Annotated in this window: 14 protein-coding genes; all 14 read left to right on the top strand. The window is 54.5% G+C overall.

Features of this window, described 5'->3' with window-relative positions:
* The first annotated feature begins 6 nt into the window (after window positions 1-6).
* The 14 genes from rbfA to dapA all read left to right on the top strand — a co-directional run bounded on the left by rbfA (window position 7) and on the right by dapA (window position 14,026).
* Entirely contained in the window at window positions 7-363 is a 357-nt protein-coding gene (gene rbfA / locus PVA01S_RS01190; RefSeq protein WP_127604497.1) for a 30S ribosome-binding factor RbfA, read from the top strand.
* On the top strand, window positions 360-1,349 hold the full coding sequence (locus tag PVA01S_RS01185) for a DHH family phosphoesterase (RefSeq protein WP_127604495.1): 990 nt from the start codon (window positions 360-362) through the stop codon (window positions 1,347-1,349). Before rbfA ends, PVA01S_RS01185 begins: the two co-directional genes overlap by 4 nt.
* Window positions 1,346-2,284, top strand: a complete 939-nt coding sequence (gene truB / locus PVA01S_RS01180; RefSeq protein WP_127604493.1) for a tRNA pseudouridine(55) synthase TruB — start codon at window positions 1,346-1,348, stop codon at window positions 2,282-2,284. Before PVA01S_RS01185 ends, truB begins: the two co-directional genes overlap by 4 nt.
* Window positions 2,285-2,319: 35 nt before the next feature.
* Complete coding sequence (locus PVA01S_RS01175) at window positions 2,320-3,264, top strand: bifunctional riboflavin kinase/FAD synthetase (protein ID WP_174817548.1); 945 nt, start codon at window positions 2,320-2,322, stop codon at window positions 3,262-3,264.
* 184 nt (window positions 3,265-3,448) lie between these two features.
* Window positions 3,449-3,718 carry a 30S ribosomal protein S15 gene (rpsO, locus tag PVA01S_RS01170; protein ID WP_054795795.1) on the top strand — a complete coding sequence of 90 codons (270 nt, stop codon included), beginning with the start codon at window positions 3,449-3,451 and terminating at the stop codon, window positions 3,716-3,718.
* A 238-nt stretch (window positions 3,719-3,956) separates the two neighbouring features.
* A complete protein-coding gene (gene pnp / locus PVA01S_RS01165; RefSeq protein ID WP_127604489.1) occupies window positions 3,957-6,062 on the top strand; it encodes a polyribonucleotide nucleotidyltransferase in 2,106 nt (701 codons plus the stop codon).
* Window positions 6,063-6,246: 184 nt separating this feature from the next.
* A complete protein-coding gene (locus tag PVA01S_RS01160; protein WP_127604487.1) occupies window positions 6,247-7,290 on the top strand; it encodes a polysaccharide deacetylase family protein in 1,044 nt (347 codons plus the stop codon).
* A 68-nt stretch (window positions 7,291-7,358) separates the two neighbouring features.
* Window positions 7,359-8,609 (top strand): M16 family metallopeptidase, encoded by a 1,251-nt coding sequence (locus PVA01S_RS01155; protein WP_054795796.1) that lies wholly within the window; start codon window positions 7,359-7,361, stop codon window positions 8,607-8,609.
* A gap of 1 nt (window position 8,610) precedes the next feature.
* Window positions 8,611-9,057 (top strand): dUTP diphosphatase, encoded by a 447-nt coding sequence (gene dut, locus PVA01S_RS01150; protein WP_054799138.1) that lies wholly within the window; start codon window positions 8,611-8,613, stop codon window positions 9,055-9,057.
* Window positions 9,058-9,235: 178 nt separating this feature from the next.
* Window positions 9,236-10,132 carry a dipicolinate synthase subunit DpsA gene (gene dpsA, locus PVA01S_RS01145; RefSeq protein WP_054799139.1) on the top strand — a complete coding sequence of 299 codons (897 nt, stop codon included), beginning with the start codon at window positions 9,236-9,238 and terminating at the stop codon, window positions 10,130-10,132.
* A complete protein-coding gene (locus PVA01S_RS01140) occupies window positions 10,132-10,725 on the top strand; it encodes a dipicolinate synthase subunit B (protein WP_127604484.1) in 594 nt (197 codons plus the stop codon). The genes dpsA and PVA01S_RS01140 overlap by 1 nt, the downstream gene beginning before the upstream one ends.
* 42 nt (window positions 10,726-10,767) lie before the next feature.
* On the top strand, window positions 10,768-11,808 hold the full coding sequence (locus PVA01S_RS01135; protein ID WP_127604483.1) for an aspartate-semialdehyde dehydrogenase: 1,041 nt from the start codon (window positions 10,768-10,770) through the stop codon (window positions 11,806-11,808).
* 118 nt (window positions 11,809-11,926) lie between these two features.
* A complete protein-coding gene (dapG, locus tag PVA01S_RS01130) occupies window positions 11,927-13,141 on the top strand; it encodes an aspartate kinase (protein WP_127604481.1) in 1,215 nt (404 codons plus the stop codon).
* Window positions 13,142-13,162: 21 nt separating this feature from the next.
* A complete protein-coding gene (gene dapA / locus PVA01S_RS01125) occupies window positions 13,163-14,026 on the top strand; it encodes a 4-hydroxy-tetrahydrodipicolinate synthase (protein WP_127604479.1) in 864 nt (287 codons plus the stop codon).
* The last annotated feature ends 174 nt before the right edge of the window (window positions 14,027-14,200 follow it).

Below are 14,200 nucleotides of genomic sequence, written 5' to 3'. Positions count from 1 at the left end.
GACGCTATGGCAAAAATTCGCGTGGGCCGAGTTGGCGAGCAAATTAAAAAAGAAATCAGCCAAATCATCCAATCTGAACTGAAAGATCCGCGAATCGGTTTCATTACGGTAACCGGCGTTGACGTTACGAACGACTTTTCACAGGCCAAAGTTTACTTAAGTGTCTTGGGCAGTGACGAGCAGAAGCAAGAGACGTTGAAGGCGCTTGGGCGCAGCAGCGGTTTCATCCGTGCCGAGCTCGGCAAACGGATCCGGATGCGTAAAATTCCGGAGCTCTTGTTCAAATTCGACGCGTCGATCGACTACGGCTCCAAAATCGAATCGCTCCTTCATCAGATTAATGAAGGGAACGCGAATCTATGAGCAGCGGATCGGACTATGCCGTACAGCTTCAAGCGGCTGCCGATTTCATCCGGGGGAACGACGATTTTCTGGTGGTGTCTCACATGCAGCCTGATGGGGACGCCGCCGGGTCGACGTTCGGCGTCGCCTGGATGCTGCGCGCTATGAACAAGCGCTTTACCTTGATCAACGAAGGACGGATGCCGGAGAAATTTAAGTTTATGGCCGGCTCTCTCCCCATTATCGATTACGAGAAGGACCGCCCGAACCGTATGTTCGGGAAGGTCATCTCCGTCGATTGCGCGGACTTCGGACGAATCGGCAAAGTGAAAGACTGCTTCGAGCCGGACGCCCTCCTGCTGAACATCGATCATCACGCGACCAACGATCTGTTCGGAACGGTGAACGTGGTGAAAGCGGATGCGGCGGCAACGGTTGAAGTGCTGTACGATTTAGCTGTTGAACTGGGCCTGCCCTTTAGTGCGGAATGGAACGTCTGCATTTATTCCGGACTGCTAACCGATACCGGGGGGTTCCGCTATTCGAATACGTCGCCGAAGGTGCTGCAGATTGCAGCTGATTTATTAAATCGCGGCGTTCAGGGGCACGATTTGGCGGAAAGACTGCTCGAAACGATGACCTTCGGACAAATTTCATTGCTGAAGAAAACGTTGAACACTCTTTCGTTCTCTCACGATAACCGGATCGCTTGGCTGTCGGTTTCGCTCGATGATTTACGTTCGTCGGAAGCGGCCAGCGAGGATATGGACGGGCTGGTCAATTATGCCCGCAACGTCGAGGGCGTCGAAGTCGGCATGATGTTCAAGGAGAAGCAGCCGGGGGTTGTGAAGGTCAGCCTGCGATCGGGCGGACAGGCGAACGTCGCAGAGCTCGCGCAGCGGTTCGGAGGCGGAGGTCATGTGCGCGCGGCAGGGTGCACGATCCACGGTACCTTGGAGGAAGCGATCGAACGCGTCGTACAGGAAGTAGGGATGGCGCTCTCATGACGTTGGAAGGCATTTTACCGATTTGGAAGCCGAAGGGCTACACCTCGCACGATGTTGTGGCGAAAGTGCGCCGTATTTTAAAAATAAAACGAATCGGACATACCGGCACGCTCGATCCGCAAGTGACCGGCGTGCTTCCCCTATGTATCGGACGTGCTACGCGTGTCGTGGAGTATATCCAGGATTTGCCGAAGGAGTACGAAGCTAACGTCTGGCTGGGCCTGGCTACCGATACCGAAGACTTGACCGGCACGACCATCGAGCGGATGGAAGGCGTCTCCGAGCGACTGACCCCCGAACAGGCGGTCGAAGCTATCAACCGGTTCGTCGGCGATATCGAGCAAGTGCCGCCGATGTATTCCGCGGTTAAAGTCGAGGGGAAACGTCTTTACGAGCTGGCTCGTCAAGGCGTCGAGGTCGAACGGAAGTCGAGAGTCGTTACAATTTATCGGATCGATGTGCTGGAGACCGACTGGAGCGGCGAGTATCCGGCCGTACGTTTTCGCGTACTTTGCTCCAAAGGCACCTACATCCGCACGTTGTGCGCCGATATCGGCAAGGCGCTCGGGGTTCCGGCGGTCATGGCCGAACTGGTGCGTACGTCGACCGGCAATTTAACGCCGGAACGGTGCTTAACGCTCGAGCAGGTGCAGCAGCTGGCCGAGGAAGGCGTCTTGGCCTCGCACCTTGTCTCTATGGAAGAAGCGCTGCGCCATCTGCCGCAGGTGCGTCTTCATGCGGACCAAGTGGCGAAAGCGCTGCTCGGTCAGAAGCTTCGCTTGGACGAAGATCAGCGTGTCGGGCTTGAACGATTACAGCCGGATGAAACCGGACAAATCGCCGCTTATTCCGATGGGGAACCGGAGCTCTTGGTCGGCGTGTACGAATGGAATGCAGAATCAGGCCTGCTGCGGCCGGTCAAAATTTTTTCGTAATTTTCGTAATGGGATTGTAGGTGAACGTAACGATGATGCATACGGTATCGCTTTCGTTTCCGCTGGAAGGGCCAGAGCGGTCTGGCCGTCGTCCGCAGGTGCTGGCGATCGGTGATTTTGACGGTGTGCACCTGGGGCACCAAGAAGTGATACGCCTTGCGGTGGAGCGAGGCCGGGAACTTGACAGCGGCGCAGCGATTATGACGTTTCATCCTCATCCGAGGGAGCTGCTGGGGATGAAGCATTACGTGCAGCTGCTTACTCCGCTGGCATTGAAGCACGAAGTGTTGAGCGGGCTTGGCGTGGACATGACGTATGTGGTCGAGTTTAACGAATCGTTCATGCGCGTCAGTCCTGAGGACTTCGTCGAGCATATGCTCGTGCCGCTCGGTTTGGACACCGTGTTTGTCGGTTTCGACTTTACGTTCGGTTATAAAGGGGCAGGCACGCCCGATACGCTGTGCGAGCTGGCGAAGGGCCGTTTCGCCGTCGAAATCGTGCGCCCGTTTCACCTGCACGGAGACAAGGTCAGCAGTACGAGAATTCGCAGCTGTCTGCAGGCCGGAGACGTGCGCGAAGCGGCGGAGCTGCTTGGACGAGCCTACGAGCTTCAGGGCGATGTCGTGCACGGCGACGCACGCGGCCGCACGATCGGTTATCCGACGGCCAATATCGCCTTATCCGACCCTTATGTGCTGCCCGCCAACGGTGTTTACGCCGTCGAAGTGTTCGCACGAGGGCGCTGGCACGGCGCGGTGATGAATGTCGGCGTGAAGCCGACGTTCACGGACGGCTTGCTTCAACCGACCTTGGAGGCGCATTTGTTTGACTTTAGCGAGACGATTTATGGAGAACGCGTGAAAGTGCGGCTGGTCGACTATATTCGGGCCGAGCGTAAATTCGCGTCGATTCAGGAGTTGATCGCACAGATCGGTCAGGACGCCGATCGTGCCAAACAGACGCTGATGGAAAAGAAATAACAGCTGCAAGCGGATTTTATTTTACTTTTATCTATCCGATATGCTATACTATGAAACGTTGTCGAATCGGGATTCGATAGAATCTATCGGATTTCGCCTTGCACATACATCCGTAGCGTGGAGAATCGAGACTCCGACGGTCTCTGGGCTACCGGAGATATACTTATATGGAGGTGAATCAACAATGGCATTGACACAAGAGCGTAAACAGGAATTGATCCAAACGCACAAGACTCATGAAAATGATACAGGGTCCCCTGAAGTGCAAATCGCGATCCTGACGGAAAACATCGTGAACTTGACGAGCCATTTGAAGACGCACAAGAAGGATCACCATTCTCGTCGCGGTCTGCTCAAAATGGTCGGTCAACGCCGTAAGCTGCTGACGTACTTGAAAAACAAAGACGTTAAGCGTTACAGCGCACTGATTGAGAAACTCGGTCTTCGTCGTTAATTCGCGGCTAATTCCACAATCAAAGCAACCACGTTTGTCCTTGGGGCGCTCCAGATCGTTTGCATTTGGATGCACGGGGATTCGGGGTTGCTTTTTTTGGCTAATGTTTTCGCAAAAAGAAGGAAATACTAACCATTACATAGAATGGTTTAGTACAACAGTTCCGTGCGAACGGGCATACATAGGCATATCTCGAAGGCTCATGTTATGAACGAACGCCAATACTAGGAGGTTTTGTATGGAAAGTAAGGTTCAGATGGATCTTGGGGGCCGGACTCTCGTGCTGGAGACCGGACGATTGGCGAAGCAAGCCAACGGCGCGGTCGTTGCCCGCTACGGGGAAACGGTCGTATTATGTACGGTGACGGCTTCTGCCGAACCGAAAGATTTGGATTTTTTCCCGTTAACAGTGAACTACGAGGAGCGTTTGTACTCCGTAGGTAAAATTCCGGGCGGTTTCATCAAGCGCGAAGGCCGTCCGAGCGAGAAAGCGATATTGGCTAGCCGGCTGACCGACCGCCCGATTCGTCCGTTGTTCCCGGAAGGATTCCGGAATGATGTTCAAGTCGTTGCGATCGTGATGAGCGTAGACCAGGATTGCACGCCGGAGATGGCTGCCATGATCGGCGTATCCGCGGCGCTTAGCATCTCCGACGTTCCGTTCAGCGGTCCGGTCGGCGGCGTTATCGTAGGCCGGGTAGACGGTCAATTCGTCATCAATCCGACGCTCGCGCAAGCGGAGAAGAGCGATATTCATCTGGTGGTCGCCGGCACGAAGGATGCGATCATGATGGTCGAAGCGGGAGCGGACGAAGTGCCGGAAGAAGTGATGCTCGAGGCGATCATGTTCGGTCATGACGAAATCCGTAAGATCGTAGCGCTGCAGGAGCAGCTCGTGGCGCAAGTCGGCAAGCCGAAGATGGAAGTGAAACTGCACACGGTGGACGCTGAAGTGAGCAAGGCGGTTCGCGAATTCGCTCAAGCCCGTCTCGTGGAAGCGGTCAGAATTCCGGAGAAGCACGCACGCCAAGATGCGATCGACGCGATCAACGCAGAAACGAAGGAACATTTCATCGCGGTGTACGCGGAAACACCGGATAAGATGGATGACGTTAAAGAAACGTTGTACGATATCGTGAAGGAAGAAGTCCGCCGCCTGATTACGCACGATAAAATCCGTCCGGACGGACGAGCTCTGGATGAGATTCGCCCGATCGAATGCGACATCAATTTGCTGCCGCGTACGCACGGCTCCGGCTTGTTTACGCGCGGTCAAACGCAAGCCTTGTCCATTTGTACGCTTGGCGCGCTGGGCGACGTGCAAATTTTGGACGGGATCGATTTGGAAGAATCCAAACGGTTTATGCATCACTATAACTTCCCTCCGTTCAGCGTAGGCGAAGCAAGACCTCTTCGTCCTCCGGGCCGCCGCGAAATCGGTCACGGCGCTTTGGGCGAACGCGCCCTGGAAGCGGTCATTCCGAACGAAACGGACTTCCCGTATACGATTCGTCTTGTATCCGAGGTGCTCGAGTCGAACGGCTCGACGTCGCAGGCCAGCATTTGCGCAAGCACGCTCGCGATGATGGATGCAGGCGTTCCGATTAAAGCGCCGGTTGCGGGCGTTGCGATGGGGCTCATCAAGGACGGCGATCAATTCTCGATTTTGACCGACATCCAGGGGATGGAAGATCATCTCGGCGATATGGACTTCAAGGTAGCCGGAACGGCGAGAGGCGTCACAGCGCTGCAGATGGATATCAAGATCGACGGCATCGACCGCGACATCCTCGCGCAATCGCTGGAGCAAGCGAAGACGGGCCGGATGTACATTTTGGATAAAATGATGGAGCGCATCTCCGAGCCGAAGTCCGAGCTTTCGCAATACGCGCCGAAAATCGTGACCATGCAGATCAATCCGGACAAAATCCGCGACGTGATCGGGGCCGGAGGTAAAATCATCAACAAAATCATTGAGGAAACCGGCGTGAAAATCGACATCGAGCAGGACGGACGCGTATTCATCGCATCGTCGAACAGCGAGATGAACGAGAAAGCCCGTTCCATCATTGAAGGCATCGTACGCGAAGTAGTCGTCGGTGAAATTTATTTAGGCACCGTGCGGCGTATCGAGAAATTCGGCGCGTTTGTAGAGATTTTGCCGGGTAAAGACGGCTTGGTCCATATTTCTCAGCTGTCCACCGAACGTGTGGCGAAAGTGGAGGACGTTGTGAAGATCGGCGACCAAATTACGGTCAAGGTAACCGAAATCGACGCTCAAGGTCGGGTCAACCTGTCGCGTAAAGTACTGCTTACACCTCCGAGCACTCCCGCACAAACTTAATAATCCGCGCTGCACCGCTTGTGTAGTCGTAACGAAGAAAGAGTCAGAGCAGTCTGTCTCTTTTTTGTTGTGTCCGCCTGCATGGTCTTTTGATCGATACCGCGCACGCATCGGCTTCTCCGGGTCTAAACTTGTCTGCCCCTGCATATGAATGGGACAAACAAAAGGAACGGAGACAACCCTTATGAATCGAAAGCAACGTCAACTGCTGTTGGTGGCATCTGCCTGTTTAGGCGGCATGCTGTTGTTCGTTCAGCAATCACCGGGCGTGGAACGGTTTACCGAGCATGCGCGGCAAGCAGGCGAAGCCGGGCGGTCCTTCGCGTTCGCAGATCCGTTCAAAGCGCTCACAAGGCAAGTATGGCGGGAGGATGCGGGCGACACACGCTCGCAGGCGCTCGCTTACCTGCGCGCCGAGGCGGAGAAGCGGAACGTTCCTGCCGTGAATGCCAAGATCGATCCGGTCTGGAAGGCGCTGCCGGGTTACAACGGGATCGAGGTCGATATCGATCGGTCATTGGCCGCAGCCGAAGCGCAATCGTTTCGACAGCCGCTGCCGATCGTTCTTCGGGAGGTGCCGCCGCAGATCGGGCTCGATCAATTGGGACCGCATCCGATTTATAAAGGCAACCCGCATAAGCGGATGGTCGGTTTGATGATCAATGTTGCGTGGGGAGATGAATATATTACGCCCATGCTGAATACGCTCGAGAAGGAAGGAGTACGTGCGACTTTTTTCCTGGATGGGAAATGGCTCTCGAAAAATGTGGAAACCGCGAAGAAAATTGCGGAACGCGGTCATGAGCTGGGGAACCATGCGTATTCTCACAAAAATATGAGCAAACTGAGCCGCGAGCAGAATACGGCTGAAATTACCAAGACCGAACAACTGCTGAAGGAGGCAGGTGTGACGAACAAGCTATTCGCGCCTCCTTCCGGCGATTTCAATCAGACGACGGTCGAGGTGGCGCATGAGCTGAAGCTGCGTACGATTCTCTGGACCCTCGATACGATCGATTGGAAGAAGCCGGAGCCGGCATCGATTGTTCGCAAAGTGACGACACGGGTGGAGCCGGGATCGCTCATCCTGATGCATCCGACGCCGTCCAGCAGCGAAGCGCTGGCCGGGATGATTCACGCCATCAAGAGCAAAGGACTTCGGCTCGGCACCGTCAGCGAAGTGATTTCGGCGGATCGCATTCCCGAAGTTGAGTCGAAAGGGCAATAATGTTAAGATCTAAATATTATACCAATCGGGTGGCTGCATAAGCCGAACGAATGAGGAGGCTTCTTTGCTTGGACAAATATACCCTCAATAATGGACTGCGTGTCGTCATAGAGAAAATTCCGACGTGCCGCTCCGTCGCATTCGGCATTTGGGTCAAAACCGGATCGCGCAATGAGAATGAAAAGAACAACGGGATTTCCCATTTCATCGAGCACATGCTCTTTAAGGGAACCGACAAATACTCGGCTAAAGATATCGCCGAAATTTTCGACGGTATCGGCGGCAACGTCAATGCGTTCACCTCGAAAGAATACACGTGTTATTATTGCAAGGTGCTTGACGAGCACTTGCCGCTGGCGGTAGAAGTGCTGTCGGACATGTTTTTCCGGTCCGTGTTCGATCCGGCTGAGCTGGAGAAAGAAAAGAACGTTATTTACGAAGAAATTTCGATGTATGAAGATACGCCGGACGATATGGTCCACGATTTGATCGCACGTGCGGCTTTCGGCGGACATACGCTCGGGTATACGATCATCGGCACGCAGGATAACTTGGCTGCGATGAACTCCGACACCTTGAGAAGCTATATGAAAACGCACTATACGCCGTCCAATACGGTTGTCAGCATCGCCGGCAATGTGAACGACGACGTGCTCAAGCTGATCGAGCAGCATTTCAGCGGCTTCGCTGGCGATGCGGCGCCGGAGACGCGGGAACCGCTCGGCTTCCATAGCGAGCTCGAATATTACCAGAAGAAGACGGAACAAAATCATATCTGCTTGTCGCTGCCCGGATTATCGGTGACCGACGAGCGCCTGTACGCGATGATTCTGTTGAACAATGCGATCGGCGGCGGCATGAGCTCCCGTTTGTTCCAAGAAATTCGCGAGAAGCGGGGACTTGCGTACTCGGTCTACTCCTATCATACGTCGTATCAGGACGGCGGGATGTTTACGATTTATACCGGAACCGCGCCGAAGCAAACGGTCGAAGTGCTGAAGGTGACAATGGAGATGCTGGATGACATCAAGCGCAACGGCTTGACTCCGGCTGAACTGCGCAAGGGCAAGGAGCAAATGAAGGGCAGTCTGATTCTTAGCCTGGAAAGCACGAGCAGCCGGATGAACCGCATCGGCAAGAACGAGCTGATGCTCGGCAGACATTACAGCCTCGACGAAATGATTGAGCGGATCGAACGCGTCGAGATGGAACAAATTCAGGCTTTAACCGCAAGTTTGCTGTCAACTCCGTTTGCGCTGGCGATGGTAGGCCAGTCGAACGATGCGATTGACGGGTTCGGGAGGGATCAGCTTGTCTGAGATGTTTGACGTGCGGATTAAACGGCTGCCGGGGAATGAAGACATGCCGCTGCCGGTGAAAATGTCGGAGCTTGCGAGCGGCTTCGACCTGTACGCCGCCGTCGGCGAGCCGGTTGTGCTTGCGCCGGGCGAACGGGCGCTGATCCCGACCGGCTTCGCGCTGGCGATGCCGGGCGAGCTGGAGGCGCAAATCAGGCCGCGCAGCGGACTTGCGTTCAAGCACGGGATAACGACGCTTAATGCGCCGGGCACGGTCGACGCCGATTACCGCGGCGAAGTGAAGGTGCTTCTGATTAATCACGGCCGGGAACCGTTCACCATCGAACGGAAAGAACGAATTGCGCAAATGGTATTCCAGCGCGTACCGCAAATTCGTCTGGTTGAAACGGATGAGCTTGACGACACCGTTCGCGGCGTCGGCGGCTTTGGCCATACGGGAACAAAATAACGATAGGGAATTGAGAAGGACAGGGCGCCCCTGTCCTTTTTTTGTGCTTGCCGCTCTTCCTGTAGAGTCCCGGCGAGCCGAAGCTTCGCCTCTTCAGACGTTCTCCCGCGCTGGAACCCATCTCTGGGCAACCGCATAAGATAAGTTATCGAGAGCGATTTAGAAAGAGGTGAAAGGAATGCTGACCGGGATTCATGTGGGTTTGATCGGCGGCGACGCCAGACAGCTCGAGATTATTCACAAATGCTCCGAGCTGGACGCCACTGTCGTACTGATCGGATTCGACAATCTCCAAAACGGGTTCAGCGGGATCACCAAGGCGGAGCTGACGCCGGAAGCCTTAGAAAGCCTGGATGCCCTGATATTGCCAGCCGTAGGAACCGATGACCAAGGACGCGTCGAAAGCATATTTTCTTCGAAGGAATTACGTCTGTCACATGAACATATAGCCGCCTTGCCGAAACACGCCAAAGTGTTCACCGGCATGGCGAAGCCTTACTTACGCGAGCTGTGTTCCACTGTCGGCATCGGACTCGTCGAACTGTTCGACCGCGATGACGTGGCGATCTACAATTCCATCCCGACGGCGGAAGGCGCTATTATGATGGCGATCCAGAACACGGACATTACGATTCACGGCTCCGAATCGATGGTGCTCGGATTTGGCCGTACGGGCATTACGCTTGCCCGGACGCTTCAAGGGATGGGGGCGAAGGTCAGATTCGGGGTGAATAGGCCCGAATATTTTGCCCGCGCCACGGAGATGGGCATGAATCCTTTTTATTCGAAGGAATTGATCTCCCATGTGTCCAAAGTCGATTTCCTGTACAACACGATACCTTCGTTGATCGTGACGGCGCAAGTTATTGCGAACATTCCGCATCGTGCCATCATCATCGACTTGGCTTCGAAGCCGGGCGGCACCGATTTCCGGTTTGCGGAGAAGCGCGGCGTCAAGGCGATGCTCGCTCCCGGATTGCCGGGCATCGTGGCGCCGAAGACGGCGGGCCGGATCATGGCGGATACGATAATCCGCATCATCATGGAAGATGAAGCGACTAGGAGGAATGCCTGATGGATTGGACAAAAATAACGGTAGGTTTCGCGTTGACCGGCTCCCATTGTACGTTTGAGGAAGTCATGCCGCAAATTAAACGTTTCGTCGACGAGGGAGCGAGGGTGGTGCCAATCGTTTCGAATACGATTATGACGACCGATACGCGCTTCGGAACCTCGGAAAATTGGCAAAAACAGTTGAAAGAGATCACAGGAAATGATATTATTTCTTCAATTGTAGATGCCGAACCGCTCGGTCCTTCGAAACTGCTCGATGTCATGGTTATCGCGCCTTGCACGGGAAATACGACGAGCAAGCTGGCCAATGCGATGACGGAAAGCCCGGTGCTGATGGCCGCCAAAGCGCAAATGCGGAACGGACGTCCGCTTGTGCTCGCGATTTCCACGAATGACGGGCTCGGATTGAACGCCATGAACGTCGGCAAGCTGCTGATCACGAAAAACATCTACTTCGTCCCTTACGGACAAGATGCGCCGGCGGCCAAACCGAATTCGCTCGTGGCCCGCATGGACTTGATTATGGAAACGTGCGAAGCGGCGCTCCAAGGCAAACAGCTTCAGCCGATGCTGATTGAACGTTTTAATTACTAAATTTATAGATTATGGCAAACATACTGCAGGGGAGAGAACTACATGTCGAATCAAAAATTGTTTAACGTTGCCGTCGTAGGCGCAACAGGTGCCGTAGGAGAACAAATCATCCGTTTGCTGGCGGAACGGAATTTCCCCATTCAAGAGCTTAAACTTCTGTCCTCCGCTCGTTCGGCAGGCTCGAAGGTTTCGTTTAAAGGTCAAGAAATTACGGTGCAGGAAGCGACGCCGGACAGCTTTCAGGGCGTCGACATCGCGCTGTTCAGCGCAGGCGGAGACGTCAGTAAAGCGCTCATTCCGGAAGCGATCAAGCATGGCACGGTTTGCGTAGATAACACTAGCGCATTCCGGATGGATCCGGAAACGCCGCTTGTCGTGCCGGAAGTCAACATTGACAAAGTGAACGAACATAAAGGCGTTATCGCCAACCCGAACTGTTCGACGATCCAAATGGTGCAAACGCTGAAGCCGCTCTACGACCGCTACGGGATTTCCCGTATCATCGTATCGACTTATCAAGCGGTATCCGGCGCAGGTGCGCGCGCGATCGACGAAATGCTTCGCCAATCCCGCGAGGTGCTCGCAGGCAATGAGGTGGAACCGCAAATTTTACCGGTTGGTTCGCTGCCGAAAAAACATCAAATCGCCTTCAATGCCATTCCGCAGATCGACAAATTCGTCGAGAACGGATTTACTTACGAAGAGATGAAAATGATCAACGAAACGAAAAAAATTATGGGCGACGAATCGCTTGAAGTAACGGCGACTTGTGTGCGTGTTCCGGTTGTTTACGGTCATTCGGAGTCGGTTTATGTCGAACTGAAAAGCGATTTCGACATCGAAGAAGTGAAACAGCTGCTTGCCGATGCACCGGGAATCATCCTCCAGGACAATCCGGCGGAGCAAGTATACCCTCTGGCGACGGATGCCGCCGGCAAGCTGGAGACGTTCGTCGGCCGCGTTCGCCGCGACCTGAGCAATCCTCGCGCGCTCAACCTGTGGATTGTATCCGACAACTTGTTGAAGGGCGCGGCGTGGAATGCCGTGCAAATCGCCGAGTACATCGCGATCGAACAAAACTAACGAAGAGGCTGGCTTCCCGTTTCGTACGGGAAGCCAAGCTTTTGCTTGCAAGCTGCTGATCGAAGACATTCGAAGTGGCGGCTGCAAGTAATGGAAGAACCGAAAGGGGAGATCTTTGATGAAGATCTTGGTGCAGAAATTTGGAGGCACATCCCTTTCCACTGCCGAAGCTAGAGCAAACGTAATCGAACACATTCAAGACGCTTTGAACCAGGAGTACAAACTCGTAGTTGTCGTATCGGCGATGGGACGGAAGGGTGAGCCCTACGCGACAGACACCTTGCTGGATTGGATAAGCAAGAACGGAGACTGTTTACCGGCAAGAGAGAAGGATCTGCTGCTGTGCTGCGGCGAATTCATATCGGCAGCGACGCTTTGCAGCCTGCTGCATGCGAACGGCATCCCCGCTGTCGCATTGACGGGGGCGCAGGCGGGGATTCAAACGAATGATGACTACGGGAATGCACAGATCGTTTCGATCGTGCCGAATCGAATCTTGGACCTGCTTGAGCAAGGAAACGTTGTCATTGTGGCCGGCTTCCAGGGCCAGACGTCAGGCGGGGATTTGACGACGCTCGGCCGGGGCGGCAGCGATACGTCGGCGACGGCGCTAGGCGCTGTGCTGAAGGCCGAAATCGTCGATATATTCACCGATGTGAGCGGCATATTGACGGCGGACCCGCGGATCGTCGAAGATGCGAAGCCGCTGGATGTCGTATCGTATACGGAAATTTGCAATATGGCGCATTTAGGGGCGAAAGTCATCCATCCGCGCGCCGTCGAAATGGCTATGCAAGCCGGCATTCCGGTGCGCGTGCGCTCCACCTTCAACAAGCACCCGGGAACGCTTGTCACGCATCCCGAAGCGATGAAACAATCGGGTACGCTTCATGACCGTTTCGTTACCGGAATCGCGCATGTTCCCGGCATTTCCCAAATTCGGGTAGCCGCGCAGGAAGGCGCATTCGATCTGCAGCTTCGCGTGTTTAAGGCGATGGCGAGAGAGAGGATCAGCGTCGATTTCATTAATGTCAACCCGTCAGGCGTCGTGTACACCGTCTTCGATCAGGAAACGGACCGCGCTTTGAAAGCGCTGGCCGAGCTCGGCTTGATGCCGCTGATCACGTCACATTGCGCCAAGGTGTCGATCGTCGGCGGCGGCATGAACGGCGTTCCCGGCATTATGGCCACGATCGTTGAAGCGTTGACGGACCAAGATATACAGATTTTGCAATCCGCCGACTCCAATACAACCATTTGGGTGTTGGTGCAAGGGGAAGATATGGCCCGGGCGGTACGGGCTTTGCATCGAAAATTCAATCTGCATAAATAAGCTCGTAAGGAGGAGAAGGTCGTGGATTTCGGAAGACTGGTAACGGCTATGATTACCCCGTTCGATGAGAATCTTAACGTCGACTGGGCACAATTCGAGAAAGTAATGGACTATTTGATTGACGACCAACAAAGCGACAGCCTCGTCATTTGCGGCACGACGGGGGAGTCCCCGACTCTCACCGAGGAAGAGAAGCTGCAATCGTTCAAAGCGGCCGTTACGCATGCGAGAGGACGGGCGAAAATTATTGCCGGCACGGGCAGTTACGACACGGCCCACTCGATTCATTTGTCCAAGGAAGCGGAGAAGCTCGGCGTCGATGCGCTGCTGCTTGTCGCACCCTATTACAACCGTCCGACGCAAGAAGGGCTGTACCAGCATTTCAAAGCGATCGCAGAATCCGTTTCGATTCCGGTTATTTTGTACAACGTTCCGGGCCGTACTAGCGTGAACATCGATGCGCAGACGACGATTCGGCTCTCCCAAATTCCGAACATCGTCGCGACGAAAGATTGCGCGGGCACTGACCAATTAACGCAAATCGTGAGCGGCGCTGCGTCCGGGTTTCGCGTGTATACCGGCGATGACAGCATGACGCTGCCGGCCTTATCGGTCGGAGCGTACGGCGTGGTCAGCGTAGCCAGTCATGTAATTGGAAAAGAAATGAAAAATATGATAAACTGCTACTTGCAGGGGAACGTACAGGAAGCGGCTAAGCTGCATGGGCAGCTTTTGCCGATTTTCAGCGGATTGTTCTTCCGCCCCAACCCGGCCCCGGTGAAATATGCGCTTAACCTTCGAGGGGTTTCGGTCGGTGGCGTACGGCTCCCGCTCGTGGATGTGACCGAACAAGAAGGACAATTCATTGCGTCCCTATTTGCATGAAGTCTTCGATGAATCGGTGCCGTTCGCGGCATCGGTTTTCTTTTTTTAGGAGATGCTAAGCAGTACCCGGCACAGGGATGAGCGGTATTTACGGTTTACTTGTAATGGCAAGATTCTTTCATGTATAATGGTGGCAAGTGACTGGTGCGGTTTATGAATTGGTTAATCGTTCAT

It is taken from the genome of Paenibacillus validus NBRC 15382, assembly GCF_004000985.1.
Taxonomy (GTDB): Bacteria; Bacillota; Bacilli; order Paenibacillales; family NBRC-103111; genus Paenibacillus_G; species Paenibacillus_G validus.
Note: the sequence above shows the minus strand (reverse complement) of the source record. Positions and strands in the feature narration are given on the sequence as shown.